Source organism: Nonomuraea zeae (genome assembly GCF_005889725.1).
In the GTDB taxonomy this organism is placed as follows: domain Bacteria; phylum Actinomycetota; class Actinomycetes; order Streptosporangiales; family Streptosporangiaceae; genus Nonomuraea; species Nonomuraea zeae.
The window spans coordinates 1-24,034 of sequence record NZ_VCKX01000190.1 but is presented as its reverse complement, the minus strand read 5'-3'; the positions used below and the strand labels follow the sequence as shown (position 1 = coordinate 24,034).

At 71.3% G+C, this 24,034-nt stretch carries 19 protein-coding genes; 10 read left to right on the top strand and 9 right to left on the bottom strand.

What is annotated here, in order from left to right:
• Positions 1–260 precede the first annotated feature (260 nt).
• The gene (locus ETD85_RS41745; protein ID WP_138695367.1) at positions 261–1,175 is read left to right on the top strand and encodes a lytic transglycosylase domain-containing protein; all 915 of its coding nucleotides are present in this window, start codon (positions 261–263) and stop codon (positions 1,173–1,175) included.
• A 99-nt stretch (positions 1,176–1,274) separates the two neighbouring features.
• Here the strand turns inward: ETD85_RS41745 and ETD85_RS41740 are convergent, their stop codons facing one another.
• From ETD85_RS41740 to yczE, 5 genes are all read right to left on the bottom strand, one after another.
• Entirely contained in the window at positions 1,275–1,901 is a 627-nt protein-coding gene (locus tag ETD85_RS41740) for a hypothetical protein (protein WP_138695366.1), read from the bottom strand.
• Positions 1,898–3,610 (bottom strand): histidinol-phosphatase, encoded by a 1,713-nt coding sequence (locus ETD85_RS41735; RefSeq protein WP_138695365.1) that lies wholly within the window; start codon positions 3,608–3,610, stop codon positions 1,898–1,900. Before ETD85_RS41735 ends, ETD85_RS41740 begins: the two co-directional genes overlap by 4 nt.
• A 129-nt stretch (positions 3,611–3,739) precedes the next feature.
• Complete coding sequence (locus ETD85_RS41730; RefSeq protein WP_138695364.1) at positions 3,740–8,041, bottom strand: NACHT domain-containing protein; 4,302 nt, start codon at positions 8,039–8,041, stop codon at positions 3,740–3,742.
• An 86-nt stretch (positions 8,042–8,127) separates the two neighbouring features.
• Positions 8,128–9,915 carry a glycoside hydrolase family 15 protein gene (locus tag ETD85_RS41725; protein WP_138695363.1) on the bottom strand — a complete coding sequence of 596 codons (1,788 nt, stop codon included), beginning with the start codon at positions 9,913–9,915 and terminating at the stop codon, positions 8,128–8,130.
• An 85-nt stretch (positions 9,916–10,000) separates the two neighbouring features.
• Entirely contained in the window at positions 10,001–10,609 is a 609-nt protein-coding gene (gene yczE, locus ETD85_RS41720; protein ID WP_138695362.1) for a membrane protein YczE, read from the bottom strand.
• 72 nt (positions 10,610–10,681) lie between these two features.
• On the opposite strand from yczE, the gene yczR reads away from it, so the two are divergent.
• The gene (gene yczR / locus ETD85_RS41715; protein WP_240779765.1) at positions 10,682–12,103 is read left to right on the top strand and encodes a MocR-like transcription factor YczR; all 1,422 of its coding nucleotides are present in this window, start codon (positions 10,682–10,684) and stop codon (positions 12,101–12,103) included.
• 64 nt (positions 12,104–12,167) lie between these two features.
• Here the strand turns inward: yczR and ETD85_RS41710 are convergent, their stop codons facing one another.
• Positions 12,168–12,776 (bottom strand): trimeric intracellular cation channel family protein, encoded by a 609-nt coding sequence (locus ETD85_RS41710; protein WP_138695360.1) that lies wholly within the window; start codon positions 12,774–12,776, stop codon positions 12,168–12,170.
• An 11-nt stretch (positions 12,777–12,787) separates the two neighbouring features.
• Positions 12,788–14,266 carry a peptide MFS transporter gene (locus ETD85_RS41705; RefSeq protein WP_138695359.1) on the bottom strand — a complete coding sequence of 493 codons (1,479 nt, stop codon included), beginning with the start codon at positions 14,264–14,266 and terminating at the stop codon, positions 12,788–12,790.
• 147 nt (positions 14,267–14,413) lie between these two features.
• Between ETD85_RS41705 and ETD85_RS41700 the strand changes: the two genes are divergently transcribed.
• From ETD85_RS41700 to ETD85_RS41690, 3 genes are all read left to right on the top strand, one after another.
• Positions 14,414–16,249: an AMP-dependent synthetase/ligase gene (locus tag ETD85_RS41700; protein ID WP_138695358.1), complete on the top strand. Its 1,836-nt coding sequence runs from the start codon at positions 14,414–14,416 to the stop codon at positions 16,247–16,249.
• 70 nt (positions 16,250–16,319) lie between these two features.
• Positions 16,320–17,498 carry a hypothetical protein gene (locus ETD85_RS41695; RefSeq protein WP_138695357.1) on the top strand — a complete coding sequence of 393 codons (1,179 nt, stop codon included), beginning with the start codon at positions 16,320–16,322 and terminating at the stop codon, positions 17,496–17,498.
• A gap of 160 nt (positions 17,499–17,658) precedes the next feature.
• The gene (locus ETD85_RS41690; protein ID WP_138695356.1) at positions 17,659–18,147 is read left to right on the top strand and encodes a hypothetical protein; all 489 of its coding nucleotides are present in this window, start codon (positions 17,659–17,661) and stop codon (positions 18,145–18,147) included.
• A gap of 93 nt (positions 18,148–18,240) precedes the next feature.
• On the opposite strand, the gene ETD85_RS41685 is transcribed toward ETD85_RS41690, so the two are convergent.
• Positions 18,241–18,888 (bottom strand): NAD(P)-dependent oxidoreductase, encoded by a 648-nt coding sequence (locus ETD85_RS41685; protein ID WP_138695355.1) that lies wholly within the window; start codon positions 18,886–18,888, stop codon positions 18,241–18,243.
• A gap of 136 nt (positions 18,889–19,024) precedes the next feature.
• Between ETD85_RS41685 and ETD85_RS41680 the strand changes: the two genes are divergently transcribed.
• The 4 genes from ETD85_RS41680 to ETD85_RS67355 all read left to right on the top strand — a co-directional run bounded on the left by ETD85_RS41680 (position 19,025) and on the right by ETD85_RS67355 (position 22,959).
• Positions 19,025–19,393 (top strand): winged helix-turn-helix transcriptional regulator, encoded by a 369-nt coding sequence (locus ETD85_RS41680; protein WP_206059189.1) that lies wholly within the window; start codon positions 19,025–19,027, stop codon positions 19,391–19,393.
• A 232-nt stretch (positions 19,394–19,625) separates the two neighbouring features.
• On the top strand, positions 19,626–20,285 hold the full coding sequence (locus ETD85_RS41675; RefSeq protein ID WP_138695354.1) for a class I SAM-dependent methyltransferase: 660 nt from the start codon (positions 19,626–19,628) through the stop codon (positions 20,283–20,285).
• A gap of 530 nt (positions 20,286–20,815) precedes the next feature.
• Positions 20,816–21,805, top strand: coding sequence for a GTP 3',8-cyclase MoaA (gene moaA / locus ETD85_RS41670; RefSeq protein WP_138695353.1), 990 nt, complete (start codon positions 20,816–20,818; stop codon positions 21,803–21,805).
• Between the two features lie 290 nt (positions 21,806–22,095).
• The gene (locus ETD85_RS67355) at positions 22,096–22,959 is read left to right on the top strand and encodes an NTP transferase domain-containing protein (RefSeq protein WP_138695352.1); all 864 of its coding nucleotides are present in this window, start codon (positions 22,096–22,098) and stop codon (positions 22,957–22,959) included.
• 304 nt (positions 22,960–23,263) lie between these two features.
• Here the strand turns inward: ETD85_RS67355 and ETD85_RS41660 are convergent, their stop codons facing one another.
• Positions 23,264–23,578, bottom strand: a complete 315-nt coding sequence (locus tag ETD85_RS41660) for a DUF3099 domain-containing protein (RefSeq protein WP_138695351.1) — start codon at positions 23,576–23,578, stop codon at positions 23,264–23,266.
• Between the two features lie 99 nt (positions 23,579–23,677).
• On the opposite strand from ETD85_RS41660, the gene ETD85_RS41655 reads away from it, so the two are divergent.
• A complete protein-coding gene (locus ETD85_RS41655; protein ID WP_138695350.1) occupies positions 23,678–23,890 on the top strand; it encodes a dodecin in 213 nt (70 codons plus the stop codon).
• The last annotated feature ends 144 nt before the right edge of the window (positions 23,891–24,034 follow it).

Sequence of the window (24,034 nt, the reverse complement as noted above, 5' to 3'; positions counted from 1 at the left end):
CGGTGATGTTTATAAGAGACAGGTACGAGCCCCGCACCCGGCACGAGCCCCGGTCCCGGCTTTGGTCCTGGCACGAGCCCCGGTCCCGGTCCTGGTCCCGGCCTTGGCACCGACTCCGGTCGTGGTCCCATTCCCAGCCTTCGTCATGGCCTCGGCTCTGGTCATGGTTCGGCCTCGACACCCGGCGCGAGCTCCGGCCCGGGTCCTGGCGTGAGTCTCAGTCCTGGTCCCGGTCGTTGGGTGGGAGCAGGGTCTTGACGGTGGTGGCGTTGGTCGCGGCTCTCGTCGGTGTGGCGGCCTGCGGAGCCGGAGCTCCGGCGTCCTCAGGGGAGGCCCGCACCGGCCTGTCCGCCTCGTCCGGTACGCAGGAGAGCCCGGCGACGACTCCGGAGACGACCGCCGGGACGCAAGGCGAGAGCGCGATCCCGGCTCCTGACGAGAAGATCCCTTCCGACGCCAAGGGGCTGGCGACCGCATTGCAGCGGACCACCGCCGCACTCCATGACGCCATCGACGGCTGGTCCAAGAAGGGACGCCCACCGGCCGCGCTTGAGCTGCTCGCCCTGCACCAGCAGCGCATCTACCGCTATGCGGCCCGCCACCCCAAGGTGGCCACGAAGGCCTTCGCCCGCCTGCCGGCCGCGCTCGCCGCCGAGGCCAAGGACAACACCGCCGCCATCCGCGAATTGCTCGCCCTGGCTCGTCCCATCAAGCCCTCGGCCATCTTCAAGGTCCAGTCGCCTCGCCCCGCCGCCGAGTTGCTCGGCTACTTCAAGCGGGCCGAGCGCAGGTTCGGGGTGGAGTGGGAGGTGCTGGCGGCGGTGATGTTCGCGGAGACCAAGTTCGGCCGGGTGCGGTCGGCCAGCTATGTCGGCGCGCAGGGGCCCATGCAGTTCATGCCCGCGACGTGGAAGGCGTACGGGCTGGGTGGCGACATCCAGGATCCGCGTGACGCCGTGATGGCTGCGGCCAACTACCTGCGGGCCAGCGGCGCGCCCCGTGACTATCAGCGGGCCCTGCACGCCTACAACCCGTCCCAGGCGTACGTGGACGCCATTCTCCTGCACGCCCGCCAGATCAAGCGGGACGCCAGGAACTACTACGCGTACTACAACTGGCAGGTGTTCGTCCTCACCACGGCCGGCGAACGCCGCCTGACCGGCCCGAAGGCCTGAGACGTCGGAGTCGCCGGAGTTGCCGTGGATGTCGGAGGCGCGGAGGTTGGCACTTGTTTGGGGGGTGTGCGGTTAGGGGTGGTGGGCGAGTGGAGTGGATCAGGGGTGGTCGGCGCAGCAGGGCGTTGGGCACGGCACCTCGGCCGGGGCGATCCGGCCGCCCGCGGCCGGCATGGTGAGCAGGGTCATCAGCCCGTCCTGCCAGACCGGCCTCACATGGTCGTTGGTCAGGACGAGCACGTCCCCGCCCGGCGGGTCGGCTGAGGCGAGCAGCAGTACGCGTTCGATCGCCGATCCGGCGAGCAGCGCCGCCACGGTGACGACCCCTGTGAGCTGGTCGCGCCCGGGGTAGGTGACGACCCGCCCCGCGCGCCGGTCGAAGTGCGCGGCCGCTGCCAGCGCCGCCCCCGCAGCGAACGGCCCACCACGGTCTCCGCTGAGCGGCGCCGAGCTGAGCAGCCCCGAGCTGAGCGCCCCCGAGCCGGGCGTCTCCGAGCCGGGCGCCCCCGAGCTGAGCGCCCATGACACCCCCGGCGGCAAGCTGGTCGGGGGGTCCGGCACGGCCAGGGAGCAGGCGACGTGCGGCTCGTCCATCCCATGCCCCCCAGGGATCAGATGCGTGCAGCCGATCGTGTCCCCCGCCAGGCCGAGCGCCCGCGCCACAGTGTGGAGCAGGTGCTCGGCCTCGGCGACGGTACGCGTACCCGTGTCGAGTCCGAGGATCATCGGCGCGGCAGCACCCAGATGGGGTTGCTGTAGAACCACAGGTCGTTCCACGGGTCGGCGTCGCCGTAGACGTCGATCTGCGGGCCGTGCGGGTCCACAGCCGCACCCAGCAGCCCGGGGGCCGAGCGCTTGCCGTCGGTGCCGCGCAGCCGCACGTACACCGGCCGGTCCACCGCGCCGAGCTGGTAGGTGAAGGTGACCGTGCCGCTGTTGCGCCCCACCTCGTACGACTGCACGACCTTGGTGGAAGGCGTCGTGAACACGTCCTTGTCGGCGGCCGGACCGGTCACGTCGCCCTGGATGACGTCCACCCGGGACAGCGTCGGCACGAACTGCGCCCAGTTCGGCCGCCCGGCCAGGGTGATCTCGATGGTCAGCTCCACCCGGGCGCCCTGGCGTACCTGGAGGGTGTCGCCGAGCGTCACCCCGCGCTGCCCGGTGCCGGCCGCCCGCGCCCGCACCACCAGCGCGCTGATCAGCCCGCCGTGGTCCACCCAGACCCGGCCGGCGCGCAGCCCGTCCATCACCGCCTGGTAGCCGAAGTTTTGCGCGCCGACGTGGGTGCGGCTGTAGTAGCCGGGCCAGAAGTCGCCGGACCCGGCGTTGGCGACGCCCTTGTAGATCGGGTCCTCGTAGCGGCCGTTGGCGTTGAAGTCGCCGCCGGGGCCGCGGTCGCTGGTGTCGCCGTGCACCCAGTGGGAGTCGGAGTTCGCCGTGATCCACCACGGCTTGCCCTCGGCCAGCAGGCTGTCCCACAGGCCGCCCACGGTGGCGGTCATCCAGTCGAACCCGCCGAACGTCTTGTAGCTCTCGGCCGGGTAGCCGGGGAAGGAGTCGGCGCCGGGCCCGCCGTCGTAGTAGCCCCGGCCGCCGCCCGGCCCGTTCGGCTTGGGGATGCCGGCGGCCTGGTGGCCGGGCGCGCCCTCCATGCCGACCGCGATGGACGGCTGGGCGTCCCGCCACCCGCGGATCTCGTGCGGCGAGTCGATGCCCTTCCTGGCGGGGTGGTTGGCCAGGAACAGCGCGTCCGGAACGCGCCGCCTGCGCACCGCGTCGGCCAGGAAGTTCAGCCCGGCGATGGCCAGCGCTTCGTTCTGCGGCGTGGATGCCCCCGCGCCCTTCACCGAGCCGTCGAAGGCGTTCTCGAACTCCTTGAGCGTCTCGACCTCGCCACGCCCCGGGGCGACGAACACGGTGCCGTGCTCGGCGGCCGGGATGTTCCACTCCAGGCCCTGGAAGACCAGCGTGTCCTTGACGGCCGCGCGGGCCGCGACGATGTCCGGGTTGACCTTGTCCACGCCGATCTTGGCGTGCGTGGCGCCGCCGTGGTCCGTGATGACCATCCAGCCCAGGCCGTAGGCGTTGCCGTGCCGTACCTGGTCGATGACCCGGTAGACAGCGTCGGAGCTGTACTGCGTGTGGATGTGGTGATCACCGGCCAGCCACTGGTAGCCGTCCTTCGGCTCCCGCCCGCGCCCGGCGAGCTCGGGGGTCTGCGCGGCCGCCGCGCCCGGCGCCCCGAGCACGCCGGTGGCCGTGAGCCCGGCCCCCAGCAGCCCCGCACGCCGGAACATGCGCCGCCGCGAGAGCTGTTCCGGCGGCAGCTCGCCGTCGGGGATCGAGCCGTCGGGGATCGACAGGTCCCCCTCGCCGGTCGGCTCGTGTCCGTGCTCGTCGTCGTGATGGTGGTGGTGATGCCCGTGGCCCATGGTGCTTCTCTCCGTCCGGCCGGAAGTCAGTACTCCGGCTACGGCGGGAGCGTGACGGAACGGGATGAAGCACACGTGAACGCCGGACGATCAGCGGATGCCCAGCACGTCACCCTTCGCGGCGGGCGCCTACCCGACCGGCGACAGGAACGCGGCCTCCTCCCGGATGCGGCGGATCGTGTGCCAGGCCAGGTGCGGATCCGTGGCCAGCAGCAGCCGCGTCCCGGCGATGCGGTCGATGACGGCGGGCTCCGCGTGCAGCGACGCCAAGGAGGTCTGCGGGCTCTCGATGAAGATCCTGGTCAGGGCGGCCAGGATGAACAGGTGGGCCCGCGCCTGCACGACCACCGGCTCGCCCGCCGCCTCGGGAGGCGCGGCGTCGGCCAGGCCGTCGAGCGCGGCGACGGTGAGCGGCGCGGCCGCACCGCACTTGGCCAGCCACTCGGTGACGGCCGGGGCGCGGTCGCCGGGGAGCTGCGCCGCCACCCGGAGCTGGGCGCCGATCACCGTGCCGAGGTCCTGCCGGATCAGCCGGGCCGCCAGCGGGGCCAGGTCGTGCTCGTCGTGCTTGCCGGCCATCGTGGTCAGGTCGAGCGCGGTACGCAGCAGGTCGCGGGGCAGCCCGCCGGTGAGGGCGTGGCACAGCCAGACGTACGGGATCGGCAGCGGCACCCCGCGCCGCGTCAGCAGGGTCCGCGACTCGGCGCTGCGCAGGGGAGGGATGCGGATGATCCGGTCGAAGGCGCTGTCGAAGGTGTTCCTGATGGCGAGACTGCGGCGTTCGAACCCGGTGAGCGCGTCCTCCGACAGGGCCACGAGGAAGAAGCAGCCGTGCACCCCGAAGATCACCTTCAGGTCGTTGAGGAACCGCTCGGCGTCCTCGGCCGTCCCGATCTTGTCCAGCTCGTCGATGCCGATGATGACCTTGCCCTGGAGCCCCTGCCGGTCCAGGGCGATCTTGCCGAGCAGGTCCTGCAGGTCCGCGACCAGATGCGGATGGCTGCGCGCCTGCTCGGTGCGCTGCACCGCGGCCTGCCTGGCCATCTTGACCCCTCCGGGCAGCGCGAGCTCGCCGCTGCGCGTCCGCGTCTCCGCCTGCAGGTAGCGCAGCGAGCGCAGGTGCTCGCGGGCGGCGACCTCCGAGGCGCTGGACCCCATCACCAGCGGCCGGCGCAGGCTCGCCCGCCACGCCGCCAGCAGCCCCCCGACGATCAGCACGGCCCCGAGCGCGGCGACGAGCACGGCGGGCCGGCTGGTCGCCTCGGTCATCATCGGCCTGAGCCGGTCCCACTGCAGGGCGCCGGCCATGAGCACGGTTCCGGCCAGCGCGGTGACCGCGGGCAGCATGCGGACCAGCCGGCGTCTGCGCCTGAGCGCGGACGCCTGCGGGCCGGTGTCCCCGGTGACCTCCTCGCACACCTTCAGGAACAGATGGGTGATGAACTCCTTGGCGTTGTACGCGGTGGGCGCGTGGACCAGCAGGCACAGGTGGGCCGAGGACCGGTCCCCCTCACGGCCGCACAGGTGCCGCAGCACCGTGCTCTTGCCCGCGCCCCTGGAGCCGCTCAGCCCGATGCTCGCGCTGCCGAGCTTGGTGATGAGCTGGGTGAGGTAGGCGGCCTCCTCGGTGGCGACGAACTCCTCGATCCTGCTCAGCCCGCCGAGCCGGCCGGGATCGACGGCGGGCAGGACGGTGGTCATGGCGTCGTGCTCGTCGCTCAGCTCGGCCCGCAGCAGGGGCAGCACGCCCTCCCTGACCATGGCGCCGATCCAGTCCCGGTGCGCCTGCTCGGCGGCGACGCGGTAGCCGGCCAGGCCGGCGGGCAGTTGCAGCCACTCGGCCGGGTCGCGGGCGGCCAGGATCGTACGGATCTGGAAGGAGGGCGCGCTCGACAGCCACAGCAGCGTAGCCACCAGCCAGGCCGCGCAGGCCGCCCACAGCAGCACGGGCGGCTCGGCCCCCGTGCCCGCCGGCCCCGGAAAGCCGGGCGGTACGAGCGGGAAGCCCGGCGGTTCGTGGGGGAAGCCCGGCGGTTCGAGGAGGAAGGAGGCGGCCAGCCCGCCCACCAGCAGCGGGGGCGGCGGGCTTATCAGCGCGCGGCGCAGGGCCCCGCCGTACGTGGCGTCCCATCTCTTCCACCTCACGCGCGCCACCGCCACGCGAGCCATCGGCACGACCGCGCACGCGGCCAGCGCGACCGCCAGGAGCAGCCGGAACGTCCCCACCGGCAGCCACCACATGCCCGCCGTCCAGACCGCCACGCCGCCCGCCAGCCAGGCCGCCACCCGGTACTGCGGGGCGGGCCGGCTCCAGAACGACAGCCGCGCGGCCTCGACGAGGCGCTCGCGGGCGTTGCGGTAACGCTCGAACTGGGCCGCCGCCGCCCGCTCGACCGCATCGGCGTTGGCCGCCAGCAGCCGCTGGATCAGCCGTTTCACGGCCTCCCTTGAGCGGTCGTGACGGGACTCGTCGATCTTGAGCAGCACCTCGGCCAGGACGAGGGTCGCCTCGTAGATCTTCTCCTCGGCCACCTTGTCGATCGCGCTGGTCGACGGGATGGCCACGACCTGGGGCTGCGGCGGCGCGACGGGCACCGTGACCGGAGCCTGCTCGGTGCCGGGCGTGGAGACCGGGGAGTGGGGCAGGGATTCGAACGGGTCCTCTTCCCCGGCGTACTCGTCGTACTCCTCGAGCCGGCGCGGGCCCGCCAGCAGGTCCTCGGGGGACAGGTGCCGGAACCGGTAGGCGGGGCCGACCTGCTGGAGCAGGCCGATCGCGGCGGCGTGGTCGAGAAACGACATCAGCCGGAGCGGAAGCAGACCTCTGGCCGCGAGCACGGCGACGGTCAGAAGGTACGTGACGCCGGGCGTGGTCAGCGCGACGATGAGCCCGGCCACTGAGCCGGTCGCGAGGCTCGACGCGAGCCCGGTCCCGAACTCCGCTCTCAGATGACGGAACACCTCCACCCCGAGGCCGACCACGAGAGCGGCCGTTCCCGCCTGGACCAGGGCGGTGACCAGGGCCGCGCGCAGGGTCTCGGCAGGGCTCGTCGCGAACCCGGCGCCCGATCGGGGGCGCCAGCTCAGGGAGCGGCGCCGCCCGAAGGCCGCGTATCCCGCGCCGGCCACTCCGGCCGCCCCGGCGATCAGGAAGGGGACGGCGCCGAGGGGCGCCCCCGACACCCCGATGGCGCCCGTCACGAACAGCGTGAGCCCGGAGCAGGCCAGGGCTCCGAGCGCGTAGTGGAGAAAGGGGGAGACGGCGCGGGGGAGCTGCCACCACGCCAGGTCACCGGTCATGTGCTCGGCGAGGAAGGTCAGCCAGCGGCGGATGTCTCCCGAGCTGAAGCGCGGCTCGGCGAGCTCGGCCGTGGACATGAGCCGGTCGATCAGATGGCTTTCGACGGCGTCCGTGTCGGGGAAGCGCGCGCGGTCCAGCAGCTCGGCGGGATCGCCCCCGGCGGCGTAGGTGCTGCGCAGCAGCGCGAGAGCCCACGGACGGCTCAGCGTCTCCGCGACCGGGCCGGTCGGATCCGCGCGCAGCGCGGCCAGCAGGGTGGTCCACCCCTCGCCGGGTGACGCCGGCAGGAGATCGGCGAGCCAGGGGAGGTAGTCGGCGGGCGACACGGGCAGGAGCTCGACCTCCAGCCCGTTGAGCCGGATCCCGAGTCTCTGGTCGGCGTTGAGCGCCCGGAACTCCGCGACCCTGCTGGTGATGATGACGGGATCACCCGGCGGCAGCGTGGTCTCCAGCGCACCGATCATGCGCGCCTGCCGCTCGGCGGGCACCTCGTCGAGCCCGTCCAGGATCGGCAGGACGCGGCGCTGGGCGACCAGCGCGCGACCGGTCTCCGGACCCGCCACGGAGAGTGCGGGGTAGTCGGTGAGCAGCCGGGCCGCCAGCCAGTCGTGGAACGGCTCCCTCGCGGGATCCCAGCTCGAAAGGCTGAAGAGCACGGGGATCGGATCGTGCTCGGTGCGCTGGTCGAGCAGCTGGAGCAGGATGAGCAGCGACAGCGTCGTCTTGCCCGATCCCGGCTCACCGAGGATCAGCATCCGCCTCGTCGGCCGCGCGCGGAATCCGCTCACCAGGGTGGCGACGTCGTCCTCCGGCAGGCCGCCGGCCCGCCACCGGAGCGGCATCGGCTCGGGGTCGAACAGGCCCCTGGCGCTCGCCTCCCACCGCCACTGCTGGCGTACGAGGTCGGGAAGCAGGCGCTCGGCCTCGACGCGACGCTCATCGGGCGGCATGGAGATCGAGTCGCGCGACGTGACCTGGATCACGAGCGCGAACACGCCCAGCGACAGGGCCGCGGCCGGGTATTCCCAGCTCAGCATTCCCTCGCTCAGCCACTGCTCGACCGCCGCCAGGATCGCGAAGGTCAGGCCCAGCGCCGTGAGCCCGAGAGCGGCCAACCGCGAAGGTCGCATCCAAGCCTCCCCACCAAGGACATTCCCCCGTGACTGAGATCGCCCGGACCCCGTCTAATACCGGATCCGGGCACCGCCCGCCGGCGTCAGACCATCGTGGCCCCCGGCCCGGCGGGCTTCTGCGACAGCGCGCGGGCGGCGTGGACGAGCGGCACGTGGCTGAACGCCTGGGGGAAGTTGCCCACCAGCCGGCCGTACCTGGGGTCGTACTCCTCGGCCAGCAGCCCCACGTCGTTCCGCAGCGACAGCAGCCGCTCGAACAGGTCCTTGGCCTCCTCCGTCCGCCCCTGCACGGCCATCACCTCGACCAGCCAGAAGCTGCAGGCCAGGAACGCGCCCTCCCCGCCGGGCAGGCCGTCCACGTCGTTGTCGTCGGCCAGCGGGTAGCGCAGCACGAACCCGTCGGACATGAGCTCCTTCTCGATGGCCGCCACGGTCCCGAGCACCCGGGGGTCGTCGGCGGGCAGGAAGCCCACCATGGGGATCATCAGCAGCGCCGCGTCCAGCTCCGACGACCCGTACGACTGCGTGAAGGTGTTGCGTTGCGGGTCGTAGCCCTTGTCGCAGATCTCCGCGTGGATGACGTCCCGCAGCGTGCGCCACTTGTCCACGGGCCCGGTGCGGCCGAAGTTCTCCACGTACTTGACGGCCCGGTCGAGCGCCGCCCAGCACATCACCTTGGAGTGGACGAAGTGCCGCCGCGGGCCGCGCACCTCCCACAGCCCCTCGTCCGGCTCGTCCCAGTGGTCCTCCACGTAGTCGAGGAGCTGGCGCTGGATGGCCCACGCGCGGTCGTCGGCGGACAGCCCGCGGGTGCGGGAGACGTAGAGGCAGTTCATCACCTCGCCGTACACGTCGAGCTGGAGCTGCTTGACCGCCTCGTTCCCGACGCGCACGGGACGGGAGTCCTCGTAGCCGTCGAGCCAGTCCAGCCGCAGCTCGGGAAGCCGCCGCTCGCCGGCGACGCCGTACATGATCTGCAGGTCCTGTGGCCGCCCGGCGATCGCCCGCAGCAGCCACGAACGCCAGTCCGCCGCCTCCTCCAGGTAGCCGGAGTTGATCAGCGCGTCGAGGGTCAGCGTCGCGTCGCGCAGCCAGCAGAAGCGGTAGTCCCAGTTGCGTACCCCGCCGAGGTCCTCGGGCAGCGAGGTGGTCGGGGCGGCCACGATGCCGCCGGTCGGGGCGTACGTGAGCCCCTTCAGCGTGATCAGCGACCGGACCACGGCCTCCCGGTACGGGCCCTCGTACGTGCAGCGGGAGACCCACTCCGCCCACATGGCCTCGGTCTCGGCGAGCTGGTCCTCGCACTCGATCTGCCTCGGCATCGGCTCGTGCGAGGGATGCCACGTGAACACGAACGGCAGCCGATCCCCCTCCTTGACCGTGAACGTGGCCCGGTGCGCGTAGTCGCCGCCCTTCAGCGGGACGGGGGAGTGCAGCCACACCGAGTCGGGGCCGCCGATGGCCTGCAGGTGCCCGTTGGTACGCCGCACCCACGGCACGATGCGCCCGTAGTCGAAGCGCACCCTGAGCTGCGTGGACATCTCCACGGTGCCGGAGACGCCCTCGACGATGCGCACGACGTCGGGGTTCCTGTCACGCGGAGGCATGAAGTCGATCACGCGGACGGTGCCCGTCGGGGTGTCCCACTCGCTTTCCAGGATGAGGGTGTCGGGACGGTAGCGCCGCCTGGTCGCGGCCCTCCTCCCGGTGGGCCCGAGCCACCAGTGCCCGTTGCGCTCGCTGCCCAGCAGCGCCGCGAAGCAGGCCGGCGAGTCGAACCTGGGCAGGCACAACCAGTCGATCGACCCGTCCCTGGCCACGAGCGCGGCCGACTGCATGTCTCCGATCAGGGCGTAATCCTCGATCCGCATGCCTCAGACGCTACTCGGCTCCAGGGTGATCCCGCGGCCGAGTCGATCACGTCGCGTCATGTCCGGCCCGGCCGCGGGGATCACGTCAGCGGGGAGCGAGCGGGAACCAGCGGGTGAACAGCTGCGTCAGCGGCCCGATGGCCAGCGCGAACACCAGCGTTCCGACGCCGACGGTGCCGCCGAGCAGCCAGCCCGCGATCAGCACCGTGATCTCGATGAGAAAACGGGCCAGCCGTACCGACAGGCCGAGCCGGACCAGGCCGGTCATGACGCCGTCGCGCGGCCCCGGTCCCATCCCGGCGCCGATGTAGAGCACGGTGGCCAGGGCGACCGAGCCGACGCCCAGCACGACGTACAGGCTCTGGACGGCCAGGAGGTCCGGCGTGGGCAGCAGGAAGATCGCGGCGTCGGCGAACAGCCCGAGGAACACCACGTTGCTGATGGTGCCGAGCCCGGGTTTCTGCTTCAGCGGGATCCACAGCAGCATCACCAGGGCGCCGACCGCGATGATGATCGTGCCGATGGACACTCCGGCCCGCAGGCCCAGTCCCTGGTGGAAGACGTCCCAGGGATCATTGCCCAGCCCGGACTCCACCTGGAGCCCGATGCCGGCCCCGTACAGGGCCAGACCGCCGTAGAGGCGGACGAGCCGCGCGGGCAGGGAGCCGAGCCGGGGTACAGTCGCTTCACTCATAATGGCCCAAGAGTGGCAGGCCACTGATTTGCAAAAACAGAGCCAATCACGAAAAGTGGCCTTATGAGGCATATGTCGGCAAGCCAGATCGCGCGGCTCGTCGGCGTGGACCCGGCCGCGCGCCCTTACTACCGCGCACTCGCCGACGCCGTCCGCGCCCTGATCATGGACGGGCAGCTCCCGGTACGCGTCCGCATGCCCGCCGAGCGCCACCTGGCCGAGACCCTCAAGGTCAGCCGCACCACCGTGACCTCGGCCTACGACCTCCTGCGCGAGCGCGGCTACCTGGAGAGCAGGCAGGGCTCGGGCAGCTGGACCGCCCTGCCCGATCCGGCCACCACGGCGGACAATCCGTGGCTCAGCACCGACGGCGACGGGCTGACCCAGCTCCAGTGCGCCGCCCCGCCCGCGCCCACGCACCTGCGCGCGGCCATGCTGGAGGCGGTCGAGGACCTGCCCAGGTACGGCATGGGCAACGGCTACGACCCCATGGGCCTGCCGGTGCTCAGGGAGCGCATCGCCGCCCGCTACACCGCCAGGGGGCTGGCCACCAGGCCGGAGCAGATCGTCGTCACCACCGGCTCCCAGCACGCCATCCAGCTCGTCACCGGCCTGCTCGTCGGCACGGGCGACCCGGTGCTGGTGGAGTCGCCGACGTACCCGCACGCGATCGACGCGGCCCGGCTGCGCGGGGCCCGGATCGTCCCCGTCGGCATCTCGCACGAGGGCTGGCAGAGCGACCTCGTCGTCGGGGCCATGCGCCAGTCCGGGGCCCGGCTCGCCTACCTCATGCCCGACTTCCAGAACCCGACGGGCGCCCTCATGGACGACGCCACCCGCGCCGCCGTCGTGGGGGCGGCCCGGCGTACGGACACGGTGCTCCTGGTGGACGAGACCTGGTCGGAGCTGGCGCTGGACGAGGTGCCCGCGACGTCGCCGATGGCGGCGTTCGACACCGACAGCCGGGTGATCAGCGTGGGCTCGGCGTCCAAGCTGTGGTGGGGCGGGCTGCGCATCGGCTGGGTCCGCGCGACCGCCGCGCTGGCCCGCCGACTGGCCGTGTTCCGCTCCTCCGTCGACATCGCCAGCCCGGTGATGGAGCAGCTCGTGGTGGCGCGGCTGTTCGACCTGCTGGAGGAGACGCGGGCCGAGCGCCGCCGCACCCTGCGGGCCTCGCGCGACGCGCTCGTCTCGGAGCTGCGCGAGCACCTGCCCGAGTGGACGTTCACCGTGCCGCGCGGGGGCGGCACGCTCTGGGTCCGCCTGGATCGTGGCGGCTCCACGCCGCTGGCCGAGGCGGCGGCCTATCACGGCGTACGCCTCGCCCCCGGCCCGTGGTTCGGCCTGGAGGGCACCTTGGAGGGCTACCTCCGCCTGCCCTACACCGCGCCGCCCCCGGTCCTGGCCGACGCCGTCGGCCGCATCCGCGCCGCCCGCGACCACGGCCCGGCCGGCGCCGCCCGCCCGCCGGACTCGCTCATCGCGATGGTCTGAGCACGGGTCTGAGCAGGTGGCTGAGCACGGGTCTGAGCACGGGTCCGGGCGCGGACGCGCCGCCTCACTCGGTGATCCCCCTGGCCAGCGGCGCCCGCCAGTTGCGCCGCATGGCCGCCAGCCGGAAGCCGAAGGCCAGCAGCGCCGCCGCCAGCGTCGCCGGCCACCCGTGCAGCCCGTACGTGGACAGCGCCGCCATCACCCCCGACCCCAGCAGCGCGGGCAGCGCGTAGAGCTGGCGGTCGTAGAGCAGCGTCGGGATCTCCCCGGCCAGCATGTCGCGCAGCATCCCCCCGCCCACCGCCGTGACGACCCCCAGCAGCGCCGCGTGCAGGGGGTTGAGCCCGTACTCGAGGGCCTTCTCCGTCCCGACCGCGCAGAACAGCCCGAGACCGGCCGCGTCCAGCACGAGGATGGCCGGCATCACCCTGGCCACGTGCGGATGCCAGAAGAACACGATCACCGTCGCGGCCACCGGCACCAGCACGTATCCGAGGCTGATGAAGGCGGTGGGCCGCACGTTCAGGATCAGGTCGCGCACAACGCCCCCGCCCAGGGCGGTCATCTCGGCCAGCACGCCCATCCCCACCACGTCGAGCCGCTTGCGCACCCCCATGAGCGCCCCCGACAGAGCGAAGACGAAGATACCGATCAGGTCGAGAAGTTCAGACACGTCTGGAAGGTTTATCGCATCGCGGGGGTGTGGTGCTCGGCCATCATCACCCGCAGCCGCCGCGTGAACATGAACAGCGCCAGCCCCGCCACCACCGCCATGGCCGCCAGCACCAGGTAGTACGCGGGATCGGACAGCACCCGGCCGAGCCGCCCCGTCTGCCCGCCGACCGCGTCGCCCACCGAGACCGCGATGAACCAGATGCCGAGCATCTGCCCCTTGAACGCCTCGGGCGCCAGCTTCGTCGTCACCGACAGCCCGACCGGGCTCAGCGACAGCTCCCCGAGCACCTGGATCAGGTAGACCAGCACCAGCCACCACACCGACACCCGGCCGGCCCCGGCCAGCGCCGCGGCCACGGCCATGACCACGAAGCTCAGCCCCACCATGATCAGCGCGAACCCGAACTTCTGCGGCGTGCTCACCCGCGTGCCCAGCCGCACCCACAGGGCCGCGAACACCGGCACGAAGATCATGATGAACAGCGGGTTGAACGACTGCGTCGTGGCCGGCTGGATCGGGATCCCGAGCAACCACGGCTCCGTGTGGTCGCGGGCGAAGAACAGCAGCTTGCTCGGCGCCAGGTCGTAGAGCATCCAGAAGATGGCCGCGGCCACGAACAGCCAGATGTAGGCCTTCATCCGGATCCGCTCGTCCTCGGTCAGGTCGTGACTGCCCAGCATGATGTAGCAGAAGTAGACCACCGGCACGATGAGCACGATCACCGTGATCACCACCGTGAACCGGTCGATCGTGAACGTGCCGGTCGCCGCCCACACCGCCAGCGCGATCACGCAGACGGCCACGCCGAGGGCCACCAGGCGGAGGAAATGGCGGCTTTCGGCGGGCGACAGGCGCATGCCGGGCCGCTCGCCGATGCCCCTGAGGTGCCGGCCGCCCCAGACGTACTGCAGGAGACCGAGCCCCATGCCGACCGCCGCCGCGCCGAAGCCGAGGTGCCAGCGGTCGCCGGAGGCCAGCCAGCCGACCACGATGGGCGCGAAGAAGGCGCCCAGGTTGATGCCGAGGTAGAACAGCGAGAACGCGGCGTCCCTGCGCCCGTCGTCGCCCTCGGGGTAGAGCCGGCCGACCATGACGGAGATGTTCGGCTTGAGCAGGCCCGTGCCGGCGATGATCAGCAGCAGACCGAGCCAGATGAAGAACGACGACGTCACCGGCAGCGCCATGCTGATGTGGCCCAGCATGATGATCAGCCCGCCCCAGAACACCGACCTGTGCGCCCCCAGGATCCGGTCGGCGATCCACCCGCCGGGCAGCGCCACCAGGTAGATGAGCGCGCCGTAGATGCCGACCACCGCCTGCGCGGTCTCGTCCGACAGCCCCAGGCCGTGGTGGGCCGGTGAGGCGGCCATGAACGTGGCCAGGATCGCGCGCAGGCCGTACCAGCTGAACCGCTCCCACATCTCGGTGCCGAACAAGGTGGCCAGGCCCCACGGGTGCCCGAAGAACGTCCTGCCGCCCTCTGTCATGCGCGCCCTCCGTGACACATCCGGTGTTCGGACGCTCACTCTACGTGAGTGACGTGGATCTTTCTTCCCGAGCTCTTGCCGCCACCCCGCGCGTGTGGTGCGATGCATGCCACTCACATAAGTGATTACTGACTGGAGGCGGGTGCCGTGGCCGAAGTCCTCGAAGTCCGGGCCGAGATCGAGCAGCAGATCTCCGGCCGTACCGTCTGCGAACAGCTCAGGCTCGCCGCCGAGCAACACCCCGACGCGCCCGCCTACTCCGATCCCGAAGGGGACGGCTGGAGCACGCTCACCTACGCGCAGGCCCGCGGCCGGATCCTGGAGATCGCCGCCGCGTTCGCCGCGATCGGGCTCGAACCGGGCGAGTCCGTGGCGCTCATGATGGTCAATCGGAGCGAGCACGTGCTCGCCGACCTCGGCGCGGTGCACGCGGGCGGCGTCGGGTGCACGGTCTACTCGACGTTCGCCCCCGAGCAGATCGCCTTCGTGGCCGCCGACGTGGGCGCCCGGTACGCGGTGCTCGGCGGGCCCGCCGAGCTGGCCCGCTGGGAGCCGGTGCTCGGCCGGCTGGACGGCCTGCGCAAGATCATCATGCTGGAGGGCGCGCCGGCCGACGAGCGCTTCCTGTCCTGGACGGACTTCCTGGAGCTGGGCCGGGCCCGGCTGGCGGAGGACCCGGGGCCGGTGGAGTCGCGCTGGCAGGCGGTCACCCCCGACGACGTCGTCACGGTCCTGTACACCTCGGGCACCACCGGCATGCCCAAGGGCGTCCCGCTCACCCACACGAACGTCTTCTACGAGGTCGCCGCCACCGACCGCCTGACGTCCCTGCCCGAGCGCGGCACGCAGATCTCCTATCTCACCTACGCGCACATCGCCGAGCGGATCCTCAGCCTCTACCTGCCGCTGGTCAAGGTGTCCCACGTCCACTTCTGCACCGATCTGGCCTTCCTGGGCGCGACCCTGGGGCAGGTCAAGCCGATGATGTTCTTCGGGGTGCCGCGGGTGTGGGAGAAGATGATGGCCCGCCTGCTCACGGTGCTCGCGAGCCAGCCGGAAGAGCAGCAGAACGCCGTACGCGAGGCCATGAAGGCGGGCGCCGCCTACGTCGAGGCGGGCCAGTACGGCGGCACGATCACCCCCGAGATCCAGGAGGCCTACGACAAGGCCGACGCCTCGCTGCTGTCCGTCATCCGGGGCATGATCGGCTTCGACCGCGCCGAATGGACCGCCACCGGCGCCGCGCCGCTGCCCGACGACGTGCAGCGCTTCTACGCGGGCCTCGGGCTCAAGGTCATCGACGTGTACGGGATGACGGAGACGACCGGCGCCTTCACCGGCAACAGCCCGGCCTCCTACCGGCTCGGCACCGTCGGCAGGGCCGAGCCCGGCGTCGAGATCCGCATCGCGGAGGACGGCGAGATCCTGACCCGCAGCCCGCTCAACACGCGCGGCTACCTCAACCGCCCCGAGGCCACCGCCGAGCTCATCGACGCCGACGGCTGGCTGCACACCGGCGACATCGGCTCGGTCGACGAGGACGGCTTCTACCGGGTCGTCGACCGCAAGAAGGAGCTGATCATCACGGCGGGCGGCGAGAACATCTCCCCGGCCGAGATCGAGAACCACCTCAAGCAGCACATGCTGATCGGCCAGGCCCTCGCCTACGGCGACCGGCGGCCGCACACGGTGGCCGTGCTGACGCTCGACGCCGAGGTCGCGCCGGGGTGGGCGCAGGCGCGCGGCATCACGTACGGCTCGCTCGCCGAGCTGGCCGAGCACCCCGAGGTGCTCAAGGAGGTGGAGGCCGCGGTCGAGGCCGCCAACGCCAGGCTGGCCCGGGTGCAGCAGGTGAAGAAGTGGGCCCTGCTCGGGGTCGAATGGACGGCCGAGACCGAGGAGCTCACCCCGAGCCTGAAGCTGAAGAGGCGGATCATCCACGCGAAGTACGCCGACATCATCGAAGGGCTCTACTCCGGCTGAGTCCGGCTTTGCCATTCGTGGCGTGTGTTGTGGTCCTGGTCATTACCGGATGGTTCCTACCGTCTCGATCATGACCAGAAGTCTGCTTCTCGTCTCGCTCGCGGCGGGGTCGCTCTCGGCGCCCGTACCTGCGTCCTCCGCCGCGATCGAGCCCGCCATCCGCGCCATCACCGTACGCCCGGCCGATCCGGTGGTCGGGGCGCACGACTCCATCCGCCTGGTGATCGACGTGATCGCCAAGGGGGCGCTCGGCAAGAACGGCGTCACCGTCAAGGTCGAGCCCGGGGCCCCGCCCGGCCCCGTGCTGAGCGCCAAGCCGCCGGTCCTGGACACGCCGCCGGTCGTGGACGTGCCCCCGGTCGGGGACAGGCCCGCGGTCGTGGAGGTGCCTCCCGTGGTGAAGGCGTCCCCGCCCGCCTCCCAGGTCTCTGCGGCCGGCCCTCCGGCGGCAGGCACCGTCCAGCAGCCGAACCTCGCACAGGGACCGAACGCCGCATCACTGGACGCCGCGGTCCCAGGCGCCCGCCCCGCGCCGGGCGCGGGAATGGACCCTGCGCCGGGCACGAGCCTCGCGCCGGGCGCGGAGCCGGGCATCGCACCCGCCACCAGGTCGAACGCGGCCCCGGGCGCCGGCCCCGCCGCGGACCGGGGGACCGTCCAGGCCGACGCGGGCCCCAAGGACGGCAGGACGGCGGCCCGTCCCGCCGTGCAGCCCGCCGTGCAGCCCGGCGCGCAACCGGCCGTGCCTCCCCGGCTCGTCTGGCGTCTGGGCGCGAGCCCGGTGGCGCGCATGGCCGACGGCTGGGAGATCTGGCGCTTCCTCCCCGACAAGAAGCTGACCCGCTTCTACCCGACAGGCACCTGGACGATCACCGCGACGGCCAGGGGCGAGACGGGGATGACGGTCACGGAGTACGCGTCGTTCCAGTTCAGGCGGGACACCAAGCTCTCGTCCGTACGCGCGGAGAAGGCCGCGGGTAGCGCCGGAGGGGTACGCGTGCGCGGCTCGCTCTCCCGGATCGACCCGCGCGGCCTGACCGACTACGGGCCGTTCGCCAAGCAGCCGCTGGAGGTCCTCTGGCGGGCCGACGCCACCGCCACCTGGGAAGAGGTCGGCAGGACGACGACGGACGCGGCGGGCGCGTTCGTCACCAACGTCCCGGACCGCTCCGGAGGCTACTGGCGCATCCGTTACGCCGGAACAGGACACTATGCATCAGACGTCTCTAAAGCCCGACAAATCGCTTAATAGGGCATAAAACAAAATCGTTGGCTGACGTGGGCAAAACGTCTCGTTGCGGAATTGTGATCAGCTTTGTCACAACTTTTCCTTACCCTTACGCGTCATTGGCGTTGACGTGCTCTGTCTTGGAGCGCGTTTCAGACGGGGAAGGAATTCCATTTTGAAGATGCGACGTCTAGCCGCCGGCCTGGCGGCTGCTGCCCTGGGCGCGACGATGGTGGCTACCGCCGCCTCGCCCGCGTTCGCGGACCCGGACCTGGATCCCGATGTCGCGGGCGGCCACACGAGCCTGCAGTTCGACGCGAACCCTGAGCCCGCCCGGCGGGGCCGGCCCATCACCCTTGAGGGCAAGCTCTCCGTGCAGTGCGACGAGGACTACATCAGTGGTTTCGTCTCCGTGCACCACGCCGACTACTGCAAGGACTCGGAGCGCTGGCACCGTCTCGGCTGGAAGCGGATCACGATCCTCTTCCAGCCTGACGGCAGCGGCAAGTGGGAGTACGTCGACACGATCAAGACCAGCGGCAAGGGCTACTTCGGGACGAAGGTGCCCGCCCGTACGTCGGGTACGTGGCGCGCGGTCTTCGAGGGCGCCAGGTGGCTGGCCCCCTCGGAGGCGACGGACTATGTCCGCGTCGTCGGCCGCCGTCACTAGCGACACCCGCACGACCGGCAACACCCGAACGCCCGGCCGATCCGGCCGGGCGTTCGGCATGCCGGGGCCCGGCCGGATCGGCACGGCTTGATGTCAGTACGACACCGCGACCTGAACCCGGTGATGCCGAGCGCTCTCGACCTCGTCCACCAGCGCCACCGCCAGGTCCGCGTACGAGAACGCCGGCTCGCCCTCGGCGGATCCGGGCACCTGGCCGCCACCGATCCGGTACCGGCCGGTCCTGGCCGCTTCGGTGTCGAGCATCACGGGCGGCGGCGCGAGCACCACCCAGTCGAGTGCCGACTTCTCGTACACCTCCATCTCCACCGCGTGCCCCAGCGAGAACGCCCGCGCGTCGGCGGGGAACCCGGGGGTGTCGACGAGGCGCACGCCCGGTGAGACCTCCAGCAGGGTGCCGATCCCGAGCGCGACGAGACGGGACACCCCCGCCCGGCCGAGCCCGTCGACGAGCGCACGCGATGCCGCCGCGTAGAACTCCTCCGACGACACGTCCAGCCGGGCCGCCACCTGCATCGCCACGTCGTGTCCCGCCGCCGCCCCGGCCACGCTCGCGGCGTCGGTGACGTCCCCGGCGATCACCCGCACCCCAGCACCCGACAAATCCCCATACTTCGCCGGATCCCGCACCACGGCGGTCACCTCATGCCCCCGACCGGCCGCCTCCGCGACCACCCGCACCCCGGCCCGCCCACCGGCCCCGAAAAGCACGATCCTGCTCATCGCCAGCACTCCGTTCGCCCGGCGACCGGATCCGCCCGGCCGCTCGCGCAGACGGTAAACGGCGAGGTGTCGCTTTCCGCAACGATAGTCACCTCTGAAGTGCGGCATCCGCCGCGCGTTATCTACGATGTCCGGCATGGCCCAGCCACTCGATCCGGACATGTTCACCGGCTGCCCGCCCCACGCCGCGCCGATCCGCGTCGGCGACAAGTGGACCGCGAAGATCATCCGCTGCCTGGAGCCGGGCCCGCAACGCTTCACCGCGCTCCAGGCCCCGCTGCGCGGCATCACCCCGAAAGTCCTCACCGAATCCCTGCGCGCCATGGAACGCGACGGCCTCCTCACGCGCACCGCGTACGACGAGATCCCGCCGCGCGTCGAATACGAGCTCACGGACCTCGGCCGCAGCCTGATCGAGCCCATGAACGCGGGCTGCGAGTGGTCGCGCAAACACCTGGCCGAGCTCCTCCACGCCCGCGACACCTGGTACGCCACAACCCCCTGACCAGGCCCCGGGCCTCATCCTCCGCCGCCACCTCGTACAAGGTCCCCCGACCTCGTACACACTCATCTCGCCCCGCCACCACCGAACACACTCCAAGCACCTGGTCACTTTGCACGGGCACCCGATCGCCTCGCGCGGATACTCGGCCACCTCGCGCGGGCTTCGGGCCACCTCGCCCGGCCCCGGCCACCTCACCCAGAAACTGTCGGTGCCCGCTGCGAGGATCGCCGCCATGACCGAACCCCTTACGGCCGCCATCACCGGCTACTGGGATGCCGCAGCCGGCGAATTCGACGCGGAGCCCGACCACGGACTGCGAGCCGAGCACACGCGCGCCGCATGGGACCGCCGCCTGCGCTCCTGGGCACCGGCCGATCCCGCCGACATCCTGGATGTCGGCTGCGGCACCGGTTCCCTGTCCGCGCTGCTCGCCGCCGCCGGACATCGGGTGACGGGGGTCGACCTGACCCCGCGCATGATCGAACAGGCCGAGACCAAGCTGGCAGCAGCCGGGCTCACCGGACGCTTCCTGGTCGGGGACGCCGTGTCGCCGCCCGTAGGGGAGGAGCGGTTCGGCATGCTGCTGTCCCGTCACCTCGTCTGGACGCTCCCAGACCCGCAGGCGGCGCTGAGGCACTGGATCACCCTCCTCCGCCCCTCGGGCCGGCTGGTCCTGGTCGAGGGCCGCTGGCGGGAGTCAGGTCAGACCGGGCACCCTTACGTGGCGGGAGCCGATGCACTGCCATGGAGCGGCGGCGTCACCGCCGAGGCCCTCGCCGCAGCGGTCCGGCCCTTGGTAACCGACCTGCGCATCGAGCCGCTGAGCGACGACACCGACCTCTGGGGCCACCCAGTGGACGACGAACGCTACGCCCTCATCGCCGATGTCTGACGCCTCAACCGGAACACGTCCTCAAGCGCCAACCCCAGAAAAGACGGCGCCTCCTGAGGACGGCGCCTCCTGAGGACGGCGCCTCCTGAGGACGGCGCCTCCTGAGGACGGCGTCGCCGAGGAAGCTCGTCCAACGATCCCCAGCGGTGGGTCACCCGGACCGACTAGCGGCGAGGGCCCCTGAGACGGAGGACTCCCCGAGGCGGACACTGAGAGCTCCCCGGAACAAGCGGGGTGCCTGAGACAAACCATGAGTCTTTACGACAAACAAGAGCCCCGGAGACAAACACGAGCTACCTGTGGCAGAAGTGCGAGGTTGTTCGGCGGCTTCGGCGGGCCAGATCCGGGTGAGCTACACCGCCGGCCCGGGACGGCCGCACCCCCACCCAAGCCTTCCCCCAGGTGAGAAGCTTGTGCGGAATCGATCTACAGACCAATGTGTTGTCGTGGCAAGCAGGGCACTTTTGAGCGTCGCCGGACAGGCGTCGTAGTGTGGGCCCTCAGACGAACGGAACAGGAGGTGACGCCCCATGTTGCGAGACTCGTTCGGACGGGTGGCGACGGATCTTCGGGTGTCCCTCACGGACAAGTGCAATCTGCGCTGTACATACTGCATGCCCCCCGAAGGGCTCGACTGGCTGCCCAACCCCCAGCTCCTCACCGCCGACGAGATCGTCCGCCTGGTGACGATCGGCGTCGAACAGCTCGGCATCCAAGAGGTGCGCTACACCGGCGGCGAGCCCCTCCTCAGGCGCGAGCTGGTCGACATCGTCACCCGCACCACCGCGCTGACCCCCAGGCCGCAGGTCTCGCTGACCACCAACGGCATCGGCCTGGCCCGCCTGGCCGAGTCGCTGGCCGCTGCCGGGCTGGACCGGGTGAACGTCTCGCTCGACACCCTCGACCCCGCCACGTTCAAGCAGCTCGCCCACCGCGACAGGCACGCTGACGTGATCGCCGGGCTCGCCGCCGCCGACGAAGCGGGCCTGCGCCCGGTGAAGGTGAACGCGGTCCTGATGCGCGGCGTCAACGACCACGAGGCGGTGCCGCTGCTGCGCTGGTGCCTCGACCAGGGCTACGAGCTGCGGTTCATCGAGCAGATGCCGCTCGACGCCCAGCACGGCTGGAGCCGCGAAGGCATGGTCACCGCCGACGAGATCCTCGACCTGCTGTCCGCCGCGTTCGATCTCACGGCCGACGACCTGGAGGATCGCGGCAGCGCCCCGGCCGAGCGGTTCCTCGTGGACGGCGGCCCCGATCGGGTCGGGGTGATCGGCTCGGTGACGCGTCCGTTCTGCGGAGCGTGCGACCGGGTCAGGCTCACCGCCGACGGGCAAGTGCGTAACTGCCTGTTCGCCACGGAGGAGTCCGACCTCAAGACGGCGATGCGCGCGGGCGCCTCCGACGAGGAGCTGGCCGAGCGCTGGATGGTCGCGGTGTCCCGCAAGCGCGCCGGCCACGGCATCGACGACCCGTCCTTCCTCCAGCCTGCCAGACCAATGTCCGCCATCGGCGGCTGACGAACGCCGGCACCGCCATGCCCGACAGCACCCCCAGCCCACCCGCCGCAAGCACCGCGCCCGGCGACGTACGTGCGACGCCTCCGATGAGAGCTGTGTCCGGAGACGTGCTCGCGCTCTCCGCAGAAGCGGCGTTGCCCGGCGACCAACGTGCGACGCCTGCGAAGGGGGCCATGTCCGGCGACCTACCCGCGATCCCCGCGGTAGCGACCACGTCCGGTGAGGCGGGCGCGACTCCCGCAACAGCACCGACCGCAGGTAAGGCACCCGCGCCTGCCACAGCCGAGACCATGTCCGGCGGTGCGGAAAGCCGTGAAACGGAAGCACTGCCTCAAGCGGTGCCGGGAGAGGGGATCGTCTTCGATGCGGTGATCCTGGCCGGGGGAGAGGCGCGGCGGCTCGGCGGAGCGGATAAGCCGGGCCTCGCCGTAGGCGCCAGATCCCTGGTCGAGAACGTCGTGGGGGCAGTCTCGAACGCACGCACGACGATCCTGGTAGGCCCCGAACGCCCGATCCCCGGCGTCGTGTTCGCCCGCGAGGATCCGCCGAGGAGTGGCCCCGTGCCGGCGCTCACCGCCGGTCTGGGCGAGGTCACCGCCCCCTGGGTGGTGCTGCTCGCCGGCGACCTGCCGTTTATGACGGCAGCCCATGTGGCCGACCTGCTCGCGGCGGCAGCGGGAGCCGGTGACTCCGGCGGCGTGGTGCTGGTGGACGACGGCGGTCGCGAGCAATGGCTGGCGAGCGCGTGGCGGACCGCCCAGCTGAAGGCGGCACTGGCGGCGTACGAGGGCCGTTCGCTCAAGGGGCTGCTCGCTCCGCTCACCGGCACGCGCCTGGCGCTGCCGGGACGCCCGTGGTTCGACTGCGACACAATGGACGACCTGGAGGAGGCTCGCATGAACGTGCTCAACGAATGGACCACCCTGGCCTGCAAGGAGCTGGGCATCGACCCGGCACGCGTGGACCGCGACCTGATACTCGACCTCACCAAGGAGGTCGCACACGGCGTCGCGAGACCGGCCGCGCCCCTCACGGCGTACCTGCTCGGGCTCGCCCAGGGAGCGGGCACCGCGCCCGACGACGCCGTCGCCAAACTGATCACATTGGCGAAAAACTGGGGAGAAGCGACGCAGGAGACGCTGACAGACAGCTGACACTCGAACGAACTCTTGAAGTCAAGCAACCTCCCGCCTGAAGATTTCCTGTGAATAACGAGGCGGGAGGGGATGTAAACGATTTCGGGAAAGCAGCCCTATCGGACTGTCCCGGCACGCTGGGAGTGATCAAAAGGTCGCCGGGAAAAGGGCGACGCCGGGTGGTTACGGGGGCAAACCACCCGGCGTCGCTTCATCGGCGTTCCGACGGGGGCCCGGAACGCCGGCACCAGCACTCCGACGGGGGACCGGAGCGCTTGGCTAAAGCGTACACCTACAACCCGTGGGATGCGTCAAGACTTAGTCACGACCCGATCTCGCGTCGATGCAGCGGTATCTCGGTTTGGTTAGCTTCAGGGGTCTGAAAGGTAGGGGGAGTGTCCGCGGCGCTCCTCTCATTGGCCCCGATTACCGCTATGTACGGCAAAAAGACGGCCGCGGCGATGAACAGCAACCGGTACGGCCACGGCACCGGCACCACGACAGCCAGGATCAGGCAGATCGTGCGGATCCCCATCTTGATGAGGTAGCTGATCTCGCGCTTGCGGATGTCGGCCGTCAGCGACGGCCTGGCGTCCGTGACCTGGTGGACGTCCGATTTTCTGCGCCACCCCTTCATACCTTCAAAGGTAGTCCTCGGACAGCGCGGTTACGACGGCGGCCCTGGACGGAGGCGGGGGTCATGCGATCATGGCCTTCGAGTAAGGAGGATGTGGAGATGACGGATCGCACGTACCGGGTCACCGAAATCGTCGGCACTTCAGCCGAGAGCGTCGACCAGGCCATCCGCAACGGCATCAGGAGGGCCTCGCAGACCCTGCGCCACCTCGACTGGTTCGAGGTCACGGAGGTGCGCGGGCACATCGACGCAGGCGAGGTCGCGCACTTCCAGGTCGGCATGAAGGTGGGCTTCCGCCTGGAGGACAGCTGATCCTCCGGTCTCGGGGGCTGTGGCGGGAGGGCCGCGTGCCCGCCGGCACCGCCGCGGGCACGCGGCGCCGCCAGGCGCCGGCCCTGCCCCGTTCCCCGTGCGCGCCCCCGAACGGCCCCTAGAACCTGTCCCTTATACCCATCT

Coding starts and splice junctions, on each gene's coding strand:
- ETD85_RS41740 (WP_138695366.1), bottom strand. CDS start 1,901: ATGATCCTCGGACTCGACACGGGTACGCGTACCGTCGCCGAGGCCGAG.
- ETD85_RS41735 (WP_138695365.1), bottom strand. CDS start 3,610: ATGGGCCACGGGCATCACCACCACCATCACGACGACGAGCACGGACAC.
- ETD85_RS41730 (WP_138695364.1), bottom strand. CDS start 8,041: ATGCGACCTTCGCGGTTGGCCGCTCTCGGGCTCACGGCGCTGGGCCTG.
- ETD85_RS41725 (WP_138695363.1), bottom strand. CDS start 9,915: ATGCGGATCGAGGATTACGCCCTGATCGGAGACATGCAGTCGGCCGCG.
- yczE (WP_138695362.1), bottom strand. CDS start 10,609: ATGAGTGAAGCGACTGTACCCCGGCTCGGCTCCCTGCCCGCGCGGCTC.
- yczR (WP_240779765.1), top strand. CDS start 10,682: ATGTCGGCAAGCCAGATCGCGCGGCTCGTCGGCGTGGACCCGGCCGCG.
- ETD85_RS41705 (WP_138695359.1), bottom strand. CDS start 14,266: ATGACAGAGGGCGGCAGGACGTTCTTCGGGCACCCGTGGGGCCTGGCC.
- ETD85_RS41695 (WP_138695357.1), top strand. CDS start 16,320: ATGACCAGAAGTCTGCTTCTCGTCTCGCTCGCGGCGGGGTCGCTCTCG.
- ETD85_RS41690 (WP_138695356.1), top strand. CDS start 17,659: ATGCGACGTCTAGCCGCCGGCCTGGCGGCTGCTGCCCTGGGCGCGACG.
- ETD85_RS41685 (WP_138695355.1), bottom strand. CDS start 18,888: ATGAGCAGGATCGTGCTTTTCGGGGCCGGTGGGCGGGCCGGGGTGCGG.
- ETD85_RS41680 (WP_206059189.1), top strand. CDS start 19,025: ATGGCCCAGCCACTCGATCCGGACATGTTCACCGGCTGCCCGCCCCAC.
- ETD85_RS41675 (WP_138695354.1), top strand. CDS start 19,626: ATGACCGAACCCCTTACGGCCGCCATCACCGGCTACTGGGATGCCGCA.
- moaA (WP_138695353.1), top strand. CDS start 20,816: ATGTTGCGAGACTCGTTCGGACGGGTGGCGACGGATCTTCGGGTGTCC.
- ETD85_RS67355 (WP_138695352.1), top strand. CDS start 22,096: ATGTCCGGCGGTGCGGAAAGCCGTGAAACGGAAGCACTGCCTCAAGCG.
- ETD85_RS41660 (WP_138695351.1), bottom strand. CDS start 23,578: ATGAAGGGGTGGCGCAGAAAATCGGACGTCCACCAGGTCACGGACGCC.
- ETD85_RS41655 (WP_138695350.1), top strand. CDS start 23,678: ATGACGGATCGCACGTACCGGGTCACCGAAATCGTCGGCACTTCAGCC.